The sequence below is a fragment of the Gillisella vitis genome (assembly GCF_021559775.1).
Lineage (GTDB): Bacteria > Pseudomonadota > Alphaproteobacteria > Rhizobiales > Rhizobiaceae > Allorhizobium > Allorhizobium ampelinum.
The window spans coordinates 3389543-3408131 of record NZ_CP056047.1 but is presented as its reverse complement, the minus strand read 5'-3'; the positions used below and the strand labels follow the sequence as shown (position 1 = coordinate 3408131).

Annotated in this window: 15 protein-coding genes; 11 read left to right on the top strand and 4 right to left on the bottom strand. The window is 54.6% G+C overall.

All coding sequences use genetic code 11. The annotated features are described in order from the left end of the window. The first annotated feature begins 355 nt into the window (after positions 1–355). The 8 genes from hemE (at position 356) to AVCG78_RS15655 (ending at position 9193) form a co-directional block, all read left to right on the top strand. Positions 356–1396 (top strand): uroporphyrinogen decarboxylase, encoded by a 1041-nt coding sequence (gene hemE, locus AVCG78_RS15690; RefSeq protein WP_015917604.1) that lies wholly within the window; start codon positions 356–358, stop codon positions 1394–1396. 1 nt (position 1397) lies between these two features. Then, a complete protein-coding gene (gene hemJ, locus AVCG78_RS15685; protein WP_015917603.1) occupies positions 1398–1937 on the top strand; it encodes a protoporphyrinogen oxidase HemJ in 540 nt (179 codons plus the stop codon). Positions 1938–2132: 195 nt separating this feature from the next. After that, positions 2133–3398 (top strand): transcription termination factor Rho, encoded by a 1266-nt coding sequence (gene rho / locus AVCG78_RS15680; protein WP_015917602.1) that lies wholly within the window; start codon positions 2133–2135, stop codon positions 3396–3398. A 148-nt stretch (positions 3399–3546) separates the two neighbouring features. Further along, positions 3547–4857: a tRNA uridine-5-carboxymethylaminomethyl(34) synthesis GTPase MnmE gene (gene mnmE / locus AVCG78_RS15675; protein WP_071203197.1), complete on the top strand. Its 1311-nt coding sequence runs from the start codon at positions 3547–3549 to the stop codon at positions 4855–4857. Between the two features lie 34 nt (positions 4858–4891). Next, positions 4892–6757: a tRNA uridine-5-carboxymethylaminomethyl(34) synthesis enzyme MnmG gene (gene mnmG, locus AVCG78_RS15670; RefSeq protein ID WP_139191491.1), complete on the top strand. Its 1866-nt coding sequence runs from the start codon at positions 4892–4894 to the stop codon at positions 6755–6757. Between the two features lie 4 nt (positions 6758–6761). After that, positions 6762–7397, top strand: a complete 636-nt coding sequence (rsmG, locus tag AVCG78_RS15665; RefSeq protein ID WP_071205368.1) for a 16S rRNA (guanine(527)-N(7))-methyltransferase RsmG — start codon at positions 6762–6764, stop codon at positions 7395–7397. Positions 7398–7415: 18 nt separating this feature from the next. Next, on the top strand, positions 7416–8210 hold the full coding sequence (locus AVCG78_RS15660; RefSeq protein ID WP_015917598.1) for a ParA family protein: 795 nt from the start codon (positions 7416–7418) through the stop codon (positions 8208–8210). 104 nt (positions 8211–8314) lie between these two features. Beyond that, entirely contained in the window at positions 8315–9193 is an 879-nt protein-coding gene (locus AVCG78_RS15655) for a ParB/RepB/Spo0J family partition protein (RefSeq protein WP_015917597.1), read from the top strand. Positions 9194–9291: 98 nt separating this feature from the next. Here the strand turns inward: AVCG78_RS15655 and holA are convergent, their stop codons facing one another. The 3 genes from holA to leuS form a co-directional block, all read right to left on the bottom strand. Next, on the bottom strand, positions 9292–10335 hold the full coding sequence (gene holA, locus AVCG78_RS15650) for a DNA polymerase III subunit delta (protein WP_071203195.1): 1044 nt from the start codon (positions 10333–10335) through the stop codon (positions 9292–9294). Positions 10336–10607: 272 nt separating this feature from the next. Then, positions 10608–11132, bottom strand: a complete 525-nt coding sequence (gene lptE / locus AVCG78_RS15645; protein ID WP_015917595.1) for an LPS assembly lipoprotein LptE — start codon at positions 11130–11132, stop codon at positions 10608–10610. Continuing rightward, the gene (leuS, locus tag AVCG78_RS15640) at positions 11122–13752 is read right to left on the bottom strand and encodes a leucine--tRNA ligase (protein WP_071203193.1); all 2631 of its coding nucleotides are present in this window, start codon (positions 13750–13752) and stop codon (positions 11122–11124) included. The genes lptE and leuS overlap by 11 nt, the downstream gene beginning before the upstream one ends. A gap of 200 nt (positions 13753–13952) precedes the next feature. On the opposite strand from leuS, the gene AVCG78_RS15635 reads away from it, so the two are divergent. Next, positions 13953–14612 carry a YggS family pyridoxal phosphate-dependent enzyme gene (locus AVCG78_RS15635; protein ID WP_071205369.1) on the top strand — a complete coding sequence of 220 codons (660 nt, stop codon included), beginning with the start codon at positions 13953–13955 and terminating at the stop codon, positions 14610–14612. Positions 14613–14844: 232 nt separating this feature from the next. Here AVCG78_RS15635 and AVCG78_RS15630 read toward each other — a convergent pair whose 3' ends face one another. Further along, positions 14845–15540, bottom strand: coding sequence for a DUF1013 domain-containing protein (locus AVCG78_RS15630; RefSeq protein WP_015917592.1), 696 nt, complete (start codon positions 15538–15540; stop codon positions 14845–14847). Positions 15541–15829: 289 nt separating this feature from the next. On the opposite strand from AVCG78_RS15630, the gene acs reads away from it, so the two are divergent. After that, positions 15830–17785 carry an acetate--CoA ligase gene (acs, locus tag AVCG78_RS15625; protein WP_071205370.1) on the top strand — a complete coding sequence of 652 codons (1956 nt, stop codon included), beginning with the start codon at positions 15830–15832 and terminating at the stop codon, positions 17783–17785. A 332-nt stretch (positions 17786–18117) separates the two neighbouring features. Beyond that, a complete protein-coding gene (locus AVCG78_RS15620; protein ID WP_015917590.1) occupies positions 18118–18561 on the top strand; it encodes a metallopeptidase family protein in 444 nt (147 codons plus the stop codon). The last annotated feature ends 28 nt before the right edge of the window (positions 18562–18589 follow it).

Sequence of the window (18589 nt, the reverse complement as noted above, 5' to 3'; positions counted from 1 at the left end):
CTTTCCCCCCGGCGTTTCGCCCTGGGGATATCAGCCGGTTTTTCCACAGCACTAACCCGTTCAGCGTGGTTTTCACAGGCCCTGTGCATAAGGTGGCCGTTTTTTATCTGTTCAGCCAAAATCCCCACTCTATCCACAGGCCGAGCTATTCTTTATGCTGACCTTATCATTCTGATTATAATTGGCTTTTTATGATATGTCGGTACAATTATCCAAATTCCCCATCGTTCACTCCCCACCGCAGGCCTTCCCGCCTTAAAACATCGTTAATCTGTGCATTCTCTTTAACCCTTGCTACTCACAGACTCTTAGAAATAGAAAAAAGAAAGATCTCTCTTTTTATAATTTGAAAGGCATGACTTTGAGCGCTGAAAACCGTAAAGTCCTGAAAGTGCTTGAAGGCCAGAGCCTTTCACCACCGCCAATCTGGCTGATGCGTCAGGCTGGCCGCTATCTTCCCGAATATCGTCAAACGCGGGCACAGGCCGGAAGTTTCCTCGATCTCTGTTATTCACCCGAACTGGCGACGGAAGTCACGCTCCAGCCAATCCGCCGTTACGCATTCGATGCTGCCATTCTGTTTTCCGACATTCTCGTCATTCCCGATGCCCTGAATCGAAACGTCACCTTCACCGAAGGCAAAGGCCCTGAAATGACGCCGATCACCGCCGATGAGATTCTGGCTTTACCCGAACAATCGGTTTTCCCGCATCTGAACCCGGTGATCGAAACAGTGTCGCGATTGCGCCAGACATTGCCGGATGAAACCACTCTGCTTGGATTTTGTGGTGCCCCCTGGACTGTGGCAACCTATATGATCGCCGGGCATGGCACACCCGACCAGGCCCCGGCCCGGCTGTTTGCCTATCGTCATCGCCAGGCTTTCCTGCGGCTTCTAGATCACCTCGCTGATCTTTCTGCCGAATATTTGCAGGCCCAGATCGATGCTGGTGCAGATGCGGTGCAAATCTTTGATTCCTGGGCTGGGGTTCTGGGCGAAGAGGAATTTGCAGATTTTTGTGTCAAGCCGGTCAAACGGATCATCGACAAACTGCGTCTCAGCCGTCCCGACGCGAAAATCATCAGTTTTGCGAAAGGGGCTGGAACACTCCTGAAGGATTACCGTCGCCGGACCGGAGCTGATGCAATTGGGCTGGATTGGAGTGTGCCTTTGTCTTTTGCCGCCGAGTTGCAAAAAGACGGACCTGTTCAGGGTAATCTCGATCCGATGCTGGCGGTTGCCGGTGGTCAGGCGATGCGTGATGGCATAGACCGGATCCTGGATCGGCTCGGGACCGGTCCGCTGATCTTCAATCTGGGCCATGGGATTACCCCACAAGCCGATCCGGAAACGGTGCGAGAGCTGGTGCAGCATGTCAGGCAAAAGGTGCAATGAGATGAGTGGCAGGCAAAGCGGAGAAACAGCTGGGAAGACCGCACGCCTGCGGGCCTTGGTGGCCCTTGCCATTTTTTGCCTGATCGTGATTGCCTTGTTTTGGGCTGGTCCCGATCAATCCTATCTCTGGATAAAGGCCTTGCATGTCATCGCGATCATCTCCTGGATGGCGGGTCTGCTCTATATGCCGCGGCTGCTGATCTACCATTTCGATGCCCCGAAGGGATCGCTCCAAGCCGAGACATTTGCGGTTATGGAGCGTCGCCTGATGAATGTGATCATGCGTCCTGCCATGGCCCTGTCCTGGATTCTGGGTCTTTATCTCGCCTGGTCGGTTTTTGGATTCCAAGGCGGATGGCTGCACGCAAAACTAGCTGCGGTTGTTTGTCTCACCCTCGCTAACGAATATCTCGGCATGGCCACGAAATCCTTTGCCAAAGGCAATTATCTGAAAACCCCGCGATTTTGGCGGGCTTTCAATGAAATCCCGACAGTCCTGATGATTGTGATTGTCATTCTGGTCATTGTAAAACCCTTCTAAAGCAAGGTTCTCACTGACAAGTTGACCGAAATGTGAATGAAATTTCTGCCGCCTCTTGCGGCGCGCCCTATGAATCGCTATTTTCCCGCTACCCCTCTTCATGGCATGCATTTCTCGTATTCGCCGGTTTCGCTGGCAGAACCGAATTTATCCCCCGCACGCCTTCCCCAACAGTTTTAAATTATGGTCCCCTTCATGGCTGAAATGAAGCTACAAGAACTCAAGAGCAAATCGCCAACCGATCTGCTGGCCTTTGCGGAATCGCTTGAGGTCGAAAATGCCAGCACGATGCGCAAACAGGAATTGATGTTTGCCATTTTGAAAATGCTGGCCAGCCAGGATGTCGAAATCATTGGTGAAGGCGTTGTCGAAGTCCTGCAGGATGGTTTCGGGTTCATGCGTTCGGCCAATGCCAACTATTTGCCGGGTCCGGACGACATCTACATTTCGCCGTCGCAGATCCGTCGGTTTTCGCTGAAGACCGGCGATACCGTCGAAGGACCGATCCGCGGACCCAAGGAAGGCGAGCGCTATTTCGCGCTGCTGAAAGTCAATACGATCAATTTCGAGGATCCGGAAAAGATCCGCCATAAGGTCCACTTCGATAACCTGACGCCGCTCTACCCGAATGAGCGGTTCAAGATGGAACTGGAGATTCCAACTTCCAAGGACCTTTCGTCCCGGGTCATCGATCTGGTTGCGCCGCTTGGCAAAGGCCAGCGCGGTTTGATCGTCGCGCCGCCGCGGACTGGTAAAACCGTCCTGCTCCAGAATATCGCTCATTCCATTACCGCTAACCATCCGGAATGCTATCTGATCGTTCTTCTGATCGATGAACGTCCTGAAGAAGTGACGGATATGCAGCGCTCCGTGCGGGGCGAAGTCGTTTCATCGACCTTTGACGAACCGGCCGTGCGCCACGTTCAGGTCGCGGAAATGGTCATTGAGAAGGCCAAGCGGTTGGTTGAGCACGGTCGTGACGTCGTCATCCTGCTCGATTCCATTACCCGCCTTGGCCGTGCCTATAACACCGTCGTTCCGTCTTCTGGCAAGGTCCTGACGGGTGGTGTAGATGCCAATGCGCTGCAACGCCCCAAGCGCTTCTTTGGCGCAGCGCGTAATATCGAAGAAGGCGGTTCGCTGACTATTATTGCAACGGCATTGATCGATACCGGCAGCCGTATGGACGAAGTGATCTTTGAAGAGTTCAAAGGCACCGGCAATTCCGAAATTGTGCTTGACCGCAAGGTTGCCGACAAGCGTATCTTCCCGTCCATGGATATTCTGAAATCCGGAACGCGCAAAGAAGACCTGCTTGTGCCGCGTCAGGATCTGCAGAAGATCTTTGTTCTTCGCCGGATTCTTGCTCCAATGGGAACAACCGACGCTATCGAATTCCTGATCGACAAATTGAAACAGACGAAGACCAATGGCGACTTCTTCGAATCGATGAATACCTGATCGCTCTCGCTTTCTTAAGTCGGATTCATAGTTTCAACCTCCGACCGTAAGGTCGGGGGTTTTGCATTTGAGGCACACTGTTGATTATGAAGGTTTTGGCGTGTCCAAGCACAATGCAGGTTGCGCGTTCAAGGAGTGAGTTCAAGCAATGGCAGGCGATACTATTTTTGCCCTCTCGACCGGATCGCTTCCGAGTGGTGTAGCCGTCATTCGGTTATCGGGTCCTGATGTCCAAGCCGTTCTAACAGAACTCTGTGGGATGGTTCCTGCGCCACGCCAGGCCACGTTACGATCGATTCGGCACCGTGATGGACTGGTGATTGACCGCGGACTGGTCCTTTTCTTCTCCGGCCCCTCCTCGTTTACTGGGGAGGATTGCGGGGAACTGCATGTGCATGGAAGTCGTGCCGTGGTAAGTGCTTTGCTTTCGACACTGGCCTCGTTCTCCGGTTGCCGGCTTGCAGAACCTGGAGAGTTTTCGAGACGGGCTTTTGAAAACGGCAAGCTGGACTTGGTCGAAATTGAAGGCCTAGCCGATCTGCTGGCAGCGGAAACAGAAATGCAGCGGCGTCAAGCTCTAGCCCAAGCCAGCGGTCACGCGACCGGTATCTATGAGAGCTGGCGTGAGAAATTGATCTATGGCCGCGCGATGATTGAGGCTGAGTTGGATTTTGCTGATGAAGGCGATATTCCCGGCTCGGTGTCAGACCAGGTTTGGGATACCGTTACAGACCTCCGCACGCAGATTTCAGCGGCTGTTGTCGATGACCGGCGAGGTGAGATCATTCGTGACGGTTTCAATGTTGTGATTGCTGGGCCTCCTAACGCTGGCAAGTCGAGCCTCATCAATGCGCTTGCCGGTCGGGATGTAGCGATCGTTACTCATTATGCCGGGACGACACGGGACATTCTGCAATGTGATATAGACCTTGAAGGATATGTTGTTCGCCTGTATGACACCGCCGGTATTCGAGAGACCGAAGAGGTCATCGAACAGGAAGGCATACGGCGAGCATTGCGCAAGGTTGAAGAAGCCGATCTCGTTTTGTTGCTTGATGACGTTTCATCTCCAGGCCACACAATTAATATTGTTTCGGTTCCGTTTATCACCATAGGCACAAAACTTGATCTTGTGTCGGCAAGTGATGAGATTGGACGAGATCTCGTCATTTCGACTTACGTTGCAGACGATGTGGATAGGGTCCGAAGCGTAATTCTTGATTCGATTCGGAAACGGTTTGGTCAGAATGAATCAGTGATCCCAAGTCGCTTGCGACATATTGAATGCCTGCGAAATGCAGTTTCTTTCATTGATCAGGCCTCGGATGGGCGACTGAGCTTGGAAATCAGGGCGGATTTCCTGCGTTTGGCCAGTGACTCGCTGGGTCGCCTGGTTGGGCGTATCGATACCGAAACGCTTTTGGGCAAAATCTTTTCGGAATTTTGTGTCGGAAAATGATTCACGTGAAACACTGGTGGTCGAGATGAAAATGATGCCGCGGCGATTTGATGTGATTGTGATTGGCGGTGGGCATGCGGGCAGTGAAGCTGCCTATGCGAGCGCGCGGCTTGGTGCGCGAACATGCCTAGTGACGCATCGGCGCGATACGATCGGTGTTATGTCTTGTAATCCGGCCATTGGCGGTTTGGGCAAAGGGCACCTAGTCCGGGAAATTGATGCGCTCGGCGGACTCATGGGCAGGTGTGCTGATGCCGCAGGAATTCAGTTCCGGTTGCTTAACCGTAAGAAAGGACCGGCGGTACGAGGGCCGAGAACTCAAGCTGACCGAAAACTTTACCGCCAAGCCGTACAAAATGTTCTCTTCAATCATCCGCAGCTCGAGATCATCGAAGGGGATGTGTTCGATCTTGATGTCGAAAATGGCACGGTTAAAGGGGTTATTTTGGCAGACGGGCAAAGCCTGTCCAGCGCGTCAGTGATATTGACCTCCGGTACTTTTTTGCGTGGTCTCATCCATATTGGACAGACAAAAATTCCGGCCGGACGTGTTGGCGAAGCCCCTTCGCTCGGTTTGAGCGCGACATTGGGGCGGTTGGGCCTGAGGCTGGGTCGGTTGAAAACCGGAACTCCGGCCAGATTGGATGGCAGAACTATTGACTGGGCACAGCTCGAAATGCAGGCGGCTGATGAGCAACCAGTCCCGTTCTCGTTCATGACCGATCGGATTACCAATCCGCAGATCGAATGTGGAATCACCCGCACCACTGCCGCAACCCACACAATCATTCGAGATAATATTCATCTCTCTGCCATGTATTCTGGGCAGATCGAAGGTGTCGGCCCACGCTACTGTCCTTCGATTGAGGATAAGATCAGCCGGTTTGGAGATAGGGATGGCCATCAGGTTTTCCTGGAGCCGGAGGGCCTGGATGACCATACGGTCTATCCAAATGGAATATCAACTTCTTTGCCGGAGTCCGTGCAGAGAGAGTTCATGAGAACTCTGCCCGGCTTGGAAAACGTCACGATTCTCCAGTGCGCTTATGCAATCGAATATGACCACATAGACCCGCGGGAATTGTCGGCGAGCCTCGAGTTGAAACGCCTGAGTGGTCTTTATCTCGCTGGGCAGATCAATGGAACCACTGGTTACGAAGAAGCTGCGGCACAAGGCCTGGTGGCAGGATTGAATGCCGCACGCATGGCAGGCGGCCAGGATGCAGTTCATTTCAGCCGGGCTCAATCGTATATTGGCGTGATGATTGATGATTTGATCAGCCATGGCGTGACTGAACCCTATAGGATGTTCACCTCGCGTGCGGAGTTTCGTTTGTCGCTTCGGGCAGATAATGCCGATATGCGTTTGACGCCTATTGGCATCGCGCTCGGATGTATCGCCTCAGACCAAGAAAAACGGTTTAAAGACTACAGGCATCAGATTGATGACACCATCAATATGCTTGAGACGAGGAAACTAACACCCAATGAAGCCGCTGCCGTTGGCATCCCTGTTAATCAGGACGGGCGCCGGCGCACTGCCCTTGAGCTATTGGCCTATCCCGACATTTCGATTGCCGATCTCTCCCGGCTCTGGCCTGAACTTTCTGCTTTGGATAGTAAGGTCGCGGAGGCTGTTGAAATTCACGCGACCTATGCTGTTTATATGGATCGACAAAATGCCGATATTGCCGCAACCAAACGAGATGAAGATAGACTGATTCCAAAGGATTTCGATTATGCTTCCCTATCGGGCCTATCCAACGAGCTAAAGCAGAAACTGGAAAAGACCCGTCCTGAAAATCTCTCTCAGGCGGCGAAGGTCGAGGGCATGACCCCCGCGGCCATTTCTCTGCTTATCGCTTTCTTAAACAAGGGTATGTTGCGACATGTCGGTTGATGCAATGTCCGCGAGTCTCTTTCAGCGGCTTACCGGTCTACGTGTTTCACGTGAAACATACGAAAAACTGGATCATTTCGTCGATCTGTTTGGCAAGTGGTCCAAGGTCATCAACCTTGTTGCCAATTCAACGAAAGACCAGATCTGGCATCGTCATGTCATTGATAGCGCGCAGCTGTTTAAGCTTCGTCCGAACCCACAGCACTGGATCGACTTGGGAAGTGGTGGCGGATTTCCGGGCGTCATTACTGCGATTTTATTGTCGGAAAAGAGCGACGGCTGGGTTGATTTGGTCGAGAGCAATAACAAAAAAGCAGCTTTCCTCCGCACGGCTCTGATGGAAACCGGCGCCCGAGGCAGGGTTCATCCCGTACGAATCGAAGAGGCACATAAAAGTCTGTCGCATTGCGATTTAATTTCGGCACGCGCGCTTGCGGATCTCGATCTGCTTTTCTCTTATGCCTCTCCTTGGGCCGAAAAAAACAAAGATCTTAATTTTCTCCTGCATAAAGGTCGGGATTACCAGTCTGAAGTTAACAATGCGCGTGACCGATGGACGTTTGATCTGATAATACATCCTAGCGTGCTTGAAGCCGACTCTGTCATCCTGGAAGTGAGCGGGCTTGCACGATCAAAGTAAGATCAGTCAGGTGACCTCATGCCCTACGAGAAGAACCGGATCATAACGATTGCCAATCAAAAAGGGGGTGTCGGCAAGACGACGACCGCCATTAATCTAGCAACCGCATTGGCTGCGATTGGCGAAAGAGTATTGATTGTCGATCTCGATCCCCAAGGCAATGCAAGCACGGGTTTGGGAATTGACCGCCGTGACCGCAAATTGTCCTCCTATGATTTATTGATTGGAAGCCATAGCGTTTCCGAAACGGTTATCGATACTGCGGTGCCTAATCTGTCGATTGTACCCTCCACCCTCGATTTGCTAGGGCTTGAGATGGAAATCGCCCAGAAGGCTGACCGGGTGTTTCGCTTAAAGGCTGCTTTGCAGTCTCAGGATGGATTGGCCTATTCCTATGTGCTGGTCGATTGCCCTCCGTCTTTTAATTTGCTGACAATGAACGCCATGGCTGCGGCGCATTCTATTCTGGTGCCGCTGCAATGTGAGTTTTTTGCACTGGAAGGTCTTAGCCAATTGCTTGAGACGATTGGTCAGGTCAGGCGCAACGTTAATCCCACCTTGGATATCCAAGGCATTGTTCTGACAATGTTCGACTCCCGGAATAATCTCGCTCAGCAGGTGGTGACAGACGTCCGTAGCCATTTGGGTGAAAAGGTCTATCACACGCTCATTCCACGCAATGTCAGGGTCTCGGAAGCACCGTCTTATGGCAAGCCGGCTATTCTTTATGACCTGAAATGCGCAGGCAGCCAGGCTTATCTGCAATTGGCGTCAGAAGTTATCCAAAGGGAGCGGCAACGTCGCGCGGCTTAGATCGTCTATCCCGCGCCTATGGGTGTGGTTCTGGCGATTTGAATGATGTAGACGCGGCGAGTGGAAGCCTATTCCAGCGTGAAGAGTGAACGAAGAGGTTCGTGATGAACGACGATATTTCGAAACGGCGTCTTGGTCGTGGTTTGGCCGCCTTGATTGGCGAAATGGATCAACCTGTTCCTGTCGATGAAAGCAGAGCTGTGGTCTCCGCCGACCGGATGGTGCCGATTGAATTTGTGTCCCGTAATCCACGCAATCCTCGTCGTTACTTTGACGAAACGGTTCTTCAGGAACTTGCCGGCTCCATTCGCCAGCACGGCATTGTGCAGCCAGTCGTGGTGCGAACGATTGCAACGGGCCGTTACGAGATCATTGCTGGCGAACGTCGCTGGCGCGCAGCCCAGCTCGCGGGACTGGTGGAAATACCTGTCATCGTTCGCGATGTGGATGATCGCACTGCTCTGGAATTGGCAATTGTAGAAAACGTTCAACGTGCCGATCTCAATCCGCTCGAAGAGGCGATGGGATATGAACAACTGATTGCAGAACACGGATATACCCAGAATGATCTCGGGGAGATTATCGGCAAGAGCCGCAGCCATGTGGCCAACAGCCTGCGGCTTTTGAAGCTTCCTGATCCAGTGCGCGATATGCTTGCAGACGGTTCTCTGTCTGCCGGTCATGCTCGTGCTTTGGTCTCGACATCGGACCCGAATAGCTTGGCCCGCCAGATCGTGTCCAAGGGCATGTCGGTCCGAGATGCTGAACGTCTGGCGCAAAACGACATCAAGGGCCAAGGCCAGCCAAAGCCGCACGTGGCGCCTGCAAAGGATTCTGATACAGTCGCATTGGAGAGAAGCCTGTCGGATCGTTTGGGGTTGGATGTATCGATCAATCACAAAGGTGGCGGTGGCCAGCTTCGAATCAATTACAAAACCCTGGAGCAGCTCGAGGAAATTTGCCGGTTGCTTGAGGCGCGCTAACCTCTGAATGGACTTTTGCGCTGCCGTTTATCTTCCAAATAAAGCAGAAGACAATATTCTTTGCCATTTCCCGAACGTGAAATGGCAAGCAGGAGAAGTTACTGGCGGCTTCTCCTGGCCGATTGCAGGGTAATGGCCAGAAGGGTTTGAAGCGACAGGCTGTCTTCTAACGATGGCTGACGTCTGCTGGCGAGAATAGCGGCCTGTAATCGGCGCATCTCGACTGAAAGGGCGTCGGACGGCCAATTCTTTAAAGATTTTTCAAACAGGGGCTTTCGCTTGAAATGTATCTGACGGCCAAGCGTTTGCATGACTTGGCCAGCCTGTTGGCGTTTTTCATCCATCTCACTTCGCATAATGTCCAGCAACTGAAACTGTCGAAGGCACCCCTGAAGAACGAGGAATATGGGTGTTTTGGAGGTGGCAATTTTCTGGACGGCATGCAAGAGGGCGTCGGAATTGCCAGCAAGCACGGCATCTACCGCTTCGTCCGTCGAAACGGCGCTGGCATCGCCAATAATCTGCTCGACATGGGTTTCATCGACGAGATCGTCATGCAGACAATAGAGCAGCAGCTTGGATATCTCGTTGCGAGATGCGCGGCGGTCACCGCCTAGACTTTCACTGAGCAGTGAACGAGCCGCAGGCGTCAGTCTCTTTCCTGCGGCGCTGAATTCCGCGTCAATCAAGGCATTGATGGCGCGTGCATCGTCCTGGTAGCAGGGAATAACTGCGATATTGCGGGCTGGCTCGGCTATTTTTCGGGTCGCTGATCCCTTTTTGAGATCCCCAGCCTCCAAGATGAGACAACTGGAGTCTGGCGGATCTTTCGCAAGAATTTGCAGCCCATCCAACACACTCTTTTCATTGGCGATACCACGGATCCAGACAAGCCTGTCACCGCCGAATAGACCGAGGGCGTTCATTTCATCCAATAGTTTTCCCGGATCGCTCTGCAGGTCGCTGCTATCCAGCCGAATGACCGAGAAGGGATCGTCAAGCGCAACGCCAGTCGATTTGGCAAGGGCCGCTGCGCGTTCCGCCACAAGGCCAACATCCGGGCCATAGACCAGAAACATCTTGTAGTGGCGGACTGATTTTTGCAGAAAGCCATCGAATTCGTGTGACTTGACTTCAACCATGGCTTCAAGTCTCTCCGCTTGACCGTGTATCAGACAGGCAGTGCAGCAAATTTAAAGTGATAGGGCATCATGCATTTGATTAAACGCATGATGCCCTGGAGTTTGTCAGTGAAAGTAGAATCGGTTTTCCAAAGAGACAAGCGGATTGAGGGATGTCTATAGATTGTATGGTTCGATGTGATCCCAAACAACCTATAGCGCTGTGCCATTGCGATTTTAGGCAACCCCAATCAAAGATACCGGGGTCTTCGTGTTGGCAAAACCCACGTTTATTATTTGCGAACCAGCAGGCTAGCCAAATCTGCAGAGATCAACTCTGCCAATTCCCGCGCAGCGCGATTTTCAGCATCTCTTACAGCGCGAAGCTTGGCAAACTCCTGGGTCGGAAAATCAACCAGTGCGACGGACTGGCGATGGGCAATACGCATAACCGAAAGGTCGCTTGCCTTCTTCAATGTATAGTCTGCGCTGACTGTCACGCGACCGGCTGTCGCACGGTCGGTACTTTCGTTGATCAGAACTTCCGTCGTGTCGGTATGAACGACCAGGGTGACGAGATATTCAGGATGCGCCGGCTCGCCCTGCCCGCCCGCCGCGAGGAAGATCAATCGGTTGCGAACCTCCTGCCCCACCCTGTCCGTTGCTGGAGAGAAGCCAATGGAGGCCATCAGCTTACGGGTGCCAAGAGCCTCCCCATAGAGCGGCCTGACCTGGCAACCCGCAAGGGCGCCAAGCAGACCAACGGACGCGGCAAGAACCGCGCGACGGGATAGATTTACGCGTGAATCAGACGACAATGTTCACAATCCTCTGCGGAACCACAATGATTTTCTTAGGCGTTTGCCCTTGAAGAGCGGCTTTGACGGCATCCAGATCGAGCACCGCTTGGCTGACGGCATTCTGATCCGCATCGCGACCGATTGTCAATTCGGCCTTCTTCTTGCCGTTGATTTGCACCGGCATGACCACTTCGTTTTCTGCCACCAATTCAGCGTGGAAAACTGGCCAGTCTGCTTGCGCCACCATTCCGGAATGGCCCAGCACCGCCCAGCATTCTTCGGCCAGATGCGGCATCATCGGCGCAATGATCTGGATCAGTATTTCCGTGGCGTTGCGCACCGCAGCGACGACGCTGGTATCTGCGTTTCCAGATGCCACCTGCGTCAGCGGTGCTGCCAGCACATTGAGCAACTCGTAAATCCGCGCCACGGCCTTGTTGAAGGCCAGTTTGTCCAGATCGGCACCGACAGCCTGCAGGGTCTTGTGGGCAGCTTGAGAAACCGCCCTGCCCGCACCATCCTTAGCCGGAGCCGATGCAGACGTTCTCAGCACGTCGGCAGCCTCGGAAACCAGCCGCCAAAGCCGCTGGACGAAGCGATGCGAGCCTTCGATACCGGCTTCCGACCAGATCACGTCACGATCCGGTGGCGAGTCTGACAAAACGAAAAAGCGGGCGGTATCTGCGCCGTAGGAGCCCAGAATATCGTCGGGGTCGATGACGTTCTTTTTCGACTTCGACATTTTTTCGACGGAGCCGATCGTCACTTCCTCGCCGGAGGAGAGAAGGAAGGCGCGGCGTGTGCCATCGACATCCTCGACACGGATATCGGCAGGTGCCACCCATTGGCCATTCGCGCCACTGCCAAGGCGGTAGGTCTCGTGGACGACCATGCCTTGGGTAAACAGACCCTTGAAAGGCTCGCTGACGGCCACATGGCCGGTCTCGCGCATGGCGCGGGTGAAGAAGCGGGAATAGAGCAGGTGAAGGATCGCGTGCTCAATGCCGCCGATATATTGATCGACTGGCAGCCAATGATTGGCCACAGCCGGGTCGGTCGGCTTATCTTCCCATGGTGCCGTGAAACGGGTGTAATACCAGCTGGAATCGACAAACGTGTCCATCGTATCGGTTTCACGCCGGGCTGCCTTGCCACAGCACGGGCACGAAACGTTGCGCCAGGTTGGATGGCGATCCAGCGGGTTGCCGGGTACGTCGAAGGTGACGTCATCCGGCAGCTTGACCGGCAGATCCTGTTTCGGAACCGGAACAACACCGCAGTCATCACAGTGAATAACCGGGATCGGGCAGCCCCAATAGCGCTGGCGTGATACGCCCCAGTCGCGCAGGCGGAAATTCACCCGGCGCTCTGCGACAGGTTCATTGCCGAGCTGTGCAGCGGTGAGTTTGCCTGCGACGACATCAAAGGCTTCCTGTGTCGTCAAACCGTCCAGAAAGCGGGAGTTGATCATCACGCCATCGCCGTCATAGGCGGTATCGCCGACGGTAAAGCTTGCAGCGTCACCATCTCTCGGCATGACGACCGGCACGACCGGCAAACCGTATTTCCGGGCGAAATCCAGATCGCGCTGGTCTCCGGACGGGCAGGCGAAGATCGCGCCCGTGCCATAGTCCATCAGCACGAAATTGGCGATGTAGACCGGCAATTCCCAACTGGGATCAAGCGGATGCTTGACCTTGATGCCGGTGTCCAGGCCCTTTTTCTCGGCGGTTTCCAGCGCAGCCAGTGAGGTCCCTGCCCTGCGGCACTCGTCGCAGAAGGCAGCAATGTCGCTGGATGTTTCGGACAGCGCCTTGGCCAGTGGGTGATCAGCGGCGATTGCCAGGAAGCTTGCACCGAACAGCGTGTCAGGGCGCGTCGTATAGACCTGCACGTCGGTAAAGCCCTGCGGGCCGGTGCCAGCGGCGATCTCCCAGCGAATGGCCAGGCCTTCGGAACGACCGATCCAGTTCTTCTGCATCAGCCGAACTTTTTCCGGCCAATGATCCAGCGTGTCCAGCGCGTCCAGCAGATCCTGGGCGAAATCGGTGATCTTGAAGAACCATTGGGTCAGTTCGCGCTGCTCGACCAAAGCGCCGGAGCGCCAGCCGCGGCCATCGATCACCTGCTCATTGGCCAGAACCGTTTGATCGACCGGGTCCCAGTTGACCTTGGACTGCTTGCGATAGACCAGGCCCTTTTCCATCATGTCGAGGAAGAGATATTGCTGGCGTTGGTAATATTCGACATCGCAGGTGGCGAATTCACGCGACCAGTCCAGCGACAGGCCCATGGATTTCAGCTGGGCGCGCATGGAGGCGATGTTCTGATAGGTCCAGTCCTTGGGATGAACCTTGTTCTGCATGGCAGCGTTTTCGGCCGGCATCCCGAAAGCATCCCAACCCATCGGATGCAGGACATTATAGCCGCGCGCACGCTTGTAGCGAGCCACGACATCGCCCATGGCATAATTGCGCACATGGCCGATGTGGATGCGGCCAGACGGGTAGGGGAACATCTCAAGTACGTAGTATTTTTCGCGAGGATCGTTGTTGTCGGTCTCGAAGATTTTCGCCTCAGACCATTTTTCCTGCCAACGAGGTTCCGCATCGCGCGGATTGTAACGTTCTGTACTCATGGGATGCTACGTCCGGATTGCTTGAAAATTTGGGTGGACCTTCACCATGAAACAGCTCTAGCGTCAAGGTTTTGCGCCGGAATCGGGCCATCCTGGGACGCATTCCTTGCTGTGGTGCCTATAATGCGCTTGCAAGGCTCTTGCCTTTCGCGGCCAGTGCCGCGAAAACAGGCGGAATTTCAAAATACGGATTGCTGGCAATGACCATTGAAGAACGACTGGATGAGGTACGGACCCGGATCGCCGCTGCGGCCCACGAAGCCGATCGGACCCCGGAGGCGGTGACGCTGGTCGCCGTTTCCAAAACCTTCGATGCGGAGGCGATCCGCCCGGTCATCCTGCATGGCCAGCGGGTGTTTGGTGAAAACCGGGTGCAGGAATCACAAGGAAAATGGCCGGAGCTGAAAGCCGAAACACCTGGGATCGAGCTGCATTTGATCGGACCTTTGCAATCCAACAAGGCAGCGGAAGCCGTGGCGCTGTTCGATGTGATTGAGACGGTGGACCGGGAAAAGATCGCGCGCGCGCTGGCCGAGGAAATGGTCAAGCAGGGCCGGCAGCTGCGGCTTTATGTGCAGGTCAATACCGGCTTGGAGCCGCAAAAGGCGGGTATTGCCCCGCAGGAAACCAAGGCTTTTGTTGATCTTTGTCGCTCTGAACTCGGTCTGGAGATCGAGGGCTTGATGTGCATTCCGCCTGCGGAGGAAAATCCTGGTCCGCATTTCGCTCTTCTGGCAAAACTTGCCGGGGAATGCGGCGTTTCGCGCTTGTCGATGGGCATGTCCGGCGATTACGAAACCGCAATTGCTTTCGGCGCGACCAGCGTGCGGGTTGGATCGGCGATTTTCGGCCATCGCTGACAGCCCGTTCAATAATCGCCGCTGGCCGTCTGCAAATGGCAATTTCTCCGCTTCCGGTACTCACGTACCTTAAGTACGCTCCGTTCCGGTTCTCGAAATCACCATTTTCGCCAGGCCAGCAGCAATTCTTGAACAGACTGTAAGTGCTGGTGATTTCACCAATAAAACCCGCAGAATAAAACCCCGGGGCGGAGCCACCGGGGTTTGAATTTTCCACAATGAAAGCTGAGGATCAATACTGATCGTCTTCTTCTTCGGGAGTGGTCGATTTCAGCGATTGCAGCTTCTTGAACACGGCATTGGCGTCGATTTCCTTTTCCTCTTCCTGGGCGTAGAAATCGAGATGTTCGGTCTGCGAAGCCGATTGCAGGGTGGCGCCCAGCTCGGCAGCGGTCGGCAGAGGCCGGCCCTTCGAGGCCTTTTCCACTTCCATGTCCAGATCGATCTGGCTGCACAGGCCAAGCGTCACCGGGTCCATTGGGGCGAGATTGGCCGAATTCCAGTGGCTGCGGTCGCGGATCTGCTCGATCGTGCTCTTGGTGGTGCCGACCAGCCGGGAAATCTGCGCATCCTTCAGCTCAGGATGATTGCGCACCAGCCAGAGAATGGCGTTCGGGCGGTCCTGACGCTTGGAGACCGGCGTATAGCGGGGGCCACGGCGCTTCGAATCAGGCACGCGCACCTTCGGCTCGGAAATCTTCAACTTGTGGGCAATGTCTTTTTCGCCGCGCGCGATCTCGTCGCGGGAAAGCTGGCCGGTGGCAATGGGATCAAGACCCTTGATGCCTTGCGCGGCTTCGCCATCGGCAATGGCTTTTACCTCAAGCGGGTGCAGCTTGCAGAACTGGGCGATCTGCTCGAATGACAGCGCCGTATTGTCTACGAGCCATACGGCCGTTGCCTTTGGCATAAGCAGTGTCTGGGCCATGCAATTACAATCCTTCTGTAGGTACGCGCCGTCGGGCGCGAGCCGTGGATACAACCAGAATTTCCGGGAAATCACCGGCTATATACGCCGGTTGACGCAGAAATGCAATTCTTTGAAAGACAAATGACCTTTGTCTAATTGCCGCCATGTGGCGACCTGATAAGAATTGGCAGTATGACACCTATATCATGATGCAGAGCCACTGCACCGCATCATGCCAGGTCGCATGTTGAGAGAGGTGAGGAGCTCTCCGCAGCCTGTCATGGCTGCGTCACATCAGGAGGATTTCATGTCTGCGAAGACCTATCCCGTTTTAAAGGCCGCCAAGGCCCAGGCTTTGATCGATAACGACAAATACCTGAAATGGTACGAGGAAAGCATTGAGGAGCCGGAGAAATTCTGGTCCAAGCACGGCAAGCGGATCGATTGGTTCAAGCCCTATACCAAAGCCAAGAACACCAGTTTCAAAGGCAAGGTGCCGATCAAATGGTTCGAGGACGGGCTGACCAATGTCTCCTACAATTGTATCGACCGGCACCTGAAAACCCACGGTGAGCGCACGGCGATCATCTGGGAAGGGGATAATCCCTATATCGACAAGCGGATCACCTACAACCAGCTTTATGACAATGTTTGCCGGCTTGCCAATGTGCTGAAAGCGCATGGTGTCAAGAAGGGCGACCGCGTCACCATCTACATGCCGATGGTTCCGGAGGCGACCTATGCCATGCTGGCCTGCGCCCGCATCGGTGCGGTGCATTCGGTGGTGTTTGGCGGGTTTTCGCCTGAAGCGCTGGCTGGCCGGATCGTCGATTGCGAATCGACCTTCGTGATCACCTGCGACGAGGGGGTGCGCGGTGGCAAGCCGGTGGCCCTCAAGGAAAATACCGATGTCGCCATCGACATTGCCGCAAAACAGTATGTCATCGTCAACAAGGTGTTGGTGGTCCGCCGTACCGGCGGCAAGGTTGGCTGGGCTCCGGGGCGCGATCTCTGGTATCATCAGGAAATCGCCAAGGTGAAGCCGGATTGCCCACCGGTGAAGATGAAGGCGGAAGATCCGCTGTTCATTCTCTACACGTCCGGCTCCACCGGCAAGCCAAAGGGCGTGCTGCACACGACGGGTGGTTATCTCGTCTATGCGGCGATGACCCACGAATATGTGTTCGACTACAAGGATGGCGAGATATTCTGGTGCTCGGCGGATGTGGGCTGGGTGACGGGCCATTCCTACATCGTCTATGGGCCGCTGGCCAATTGCGCCACGACACTGATGTTCGAGGGCGTGCCCAATTTCCCTGATCAGGGACGATTCTGGGAAATCATCGACAAGCACAAGGTCAATATTTTCTATACCGCGCCCACCGCTATCCGCTCGCTGATGGGGGCCGGAGACGATTTCGTCAAGCGTTCCTCGCGCTCCAGCCTGCGGCTGCTTGGCTCGGTGGGTGAGCCGATCAATCCCGAGGCCTGGGAATGGTATTATAATGTGGTCGGCGATCAGCGCTGCCCGATTGTCGATACCTGGTGGCAGACCGAGACCGGTGGCATTCTCATTAGCCCCCTGCCCGGCGCCACGGATCTCAAGCCCGGTTCCGCGACCCGGCCGTTCTTCGGCGTCAAGCCGGAGCTGGTGGACAATGAAGGCAAGGTGCTGGAGGGGGCCGCCGATGGCAATCTCTGCCTGATCGACAGCTGGCCGGGCCAGGCACGGACGATTTACGGCGACCACAATCGCTTCGTCCAGACCTATTTTTCCACCTATAAGGGCAAGTATTTCACCGGCGACGGCTGCCGTCGTGACGAGGACGGTTATTACTGGATCACCGGTCGCGTCGATGACGTGCTGAATGTGTCCGGCCACCGTCTGGGAACTGCCGAGGTGGAATCGGCACTGGTCTCGCATCATCTGGTCTCGGAAGCCGCCGTGGTTGGTTATCCGCATGGCATCAAGGGTCAGGGCATCTATTGCTATGTGACACTGATGGCGGGCCATGAGGGCAATGAGGAATTGCGCCAGACGTTGATCAAGCATGTCCGTTCCGAAATCGGCCCGATTGCCTCTCCCGACAAGGTTCAGTTCGCTCCCGGCCTGCCGAAAACCCGCTCCGGCAAGATCATGCGCCGCATCCTGCGCAAGATTGCCGAGGATGATTTTGGTGCGCTCGGCGACACATCGACGCTCGCCGATCCTGGTGTTGTCGATGACCTGATTGCCAACCGGCAGAACAAAGCATCCGCCTGAGACTATTTTTCTTAGGTTTTGCAAAGGGGGCGGGGTCTCTCCGCCCTCTTCACCAAGTCGCCAAGATGCTCACGCATTCTCGTCTTGAACGAATAAGAAATATAAACTGTCGGCTTCAATGGCAGTTCATATTTTCCGCATTTTCAAGCGGAACTGGCCGGGTTTTGAATGGCACTCGTAAAGTGCAATTAAACAGACTATATGGGGGATCTTACTGCGGAACGACCCTTACCTGACCTTCGAGCCGGTCGGTGACAGGCCTCCACAGTCCATTCGAGTGTTATGGCGGGTGCGCGATGTCAGTCCTGCGCGGCGCTGTAGTAGGAGTTCCCATGGCCCGGGTAGACCAATCCGACGACTGGCGCGAAAAACACGCGCCGACAATCAGCACGTTCGAGTCGCTGGCGATCGAAGCTTTCGGCAATTTACCGAAGGAATTTCGGGACCTGACCGGAAACCTGATCATCGAGATTGCCGATTTTCCCACCGACGACGTGTTTGAAGACATGGCCCTCGAAACGCCTTTCGATCTGTTGGGCCTGTTCGAAGGGCGCGGCATTTCCGAGCGTTTCAGCATGGAAACCGGCGAGGTGCCCAATAAGATCACCCTCTATCGCCGCCCCATTCTCGATTATTGGGCTGAGAATGAAGAAACGCTGGGCGATATCGTCACCCATGTGCTGATCCATGAGATCGGTCATCATTTCGGCCTCTCCGATGATGATATGGAACGGATCGAGGAAAGTGTTGATGATGGAATGGCCGACCGGTCGTAACGTCTGCAAAATTTCGAAGAAAAAGTTT

Bases quoted from the DNA above. Each gene is read 5' to 3' on its own strand.
- leuS (WP_071203193.1), bottom strand. From the start codon at position 13,752: ATGAGTACAGAACGTTACAATCCGCGCGATGCGGAACCTCGTTGGCAG.
- AVCG78_RS15620 (WP_015917590.1), top strand. From the start codon at position 18,118: ATGGCCCGGGTAGACCAATCCGACGACTGGCGCGAAAAACACGCGCCG.
- holA (WP_071203195.1), bottom strand. From the start codon at position 10,335: ATGGTTGAAGTCAAGTCACACGAATTCGATGGCTTTCTGCAAAAATCA.
- hemJ (WP_015917603.1), top strand. From the start codon at position 1,398: ATGAGTGGCAGGCAAAGCGGAGAAACAGCTGGGAAGACCGCACGCCTG.
- AVCG78_RS15655 (WP_015917597.1), top strand. From the start codon at position 8,315: ATGAACGACGATATTTCGAAACGGCGTCTTGGTCGTGGTTTGGCCGCC.
- hemE (WP_015917604.1), top strand. From the start codon at position 356: ATGACTTTGAGCGCTGAAAACCGTAAAGTCCTGAAAGTGCTTGAAGGC.
- AVCG78_RS15660 (WP_015917598.1), top strand. From the start codon at position 7,416: ATGCCCTACGAGAAGAACCGGATCATAACGATTGCCAATCAAAAAGGG.
- AVCG78_RS15630 (WP_015917592.1), bottom strand. From the start codon at position 15,540: ATGGCCCAGACACTGCTTATGCCAAAGGCAACGGCCGTATGGCTCGTA.
- rho (WP_015917602.1), top strand. From the start codon at position 2,133: ATGGCTGAAATGAAGCTACAAGAACTCAAGAGCAAATCGCCAACCGAT.
- mnmE (WP_071203197.1), top strand. From the start codon at position 3,547: ATGGCAGGCGATACTATTTTTGCCCTCTCGACCGGATCGCTTCCGAGT.
- acs (WP_071205370.1), top strand. From the start codon at position 15,830: ATGTCTGCGAAGACCTATCCCGTTTTAAAGGCCGCCAAGGCCCAGGCT.
- mnmG (WP_139191491.1), top strand. From the start codon at position 4,892: ATGCCGCGGCGATTTGATGTGATTGTGATTGGCGGTGGGCATGCGGGC.
- AVCG78_RS15635 (WP_071205369.1), top strand. From the start codon at position 13,953: ATGACCATTGAAGAACGACTGGATGAGGTACGGACCCGGATCGCCGCT.
- rsmG (WP_071205368.1), top strand. From the start codon at position 6,762: ATGTCCGCGAGTCTCTTTCAGCGGCTTACCGGTCTACGTGTTTCACGT.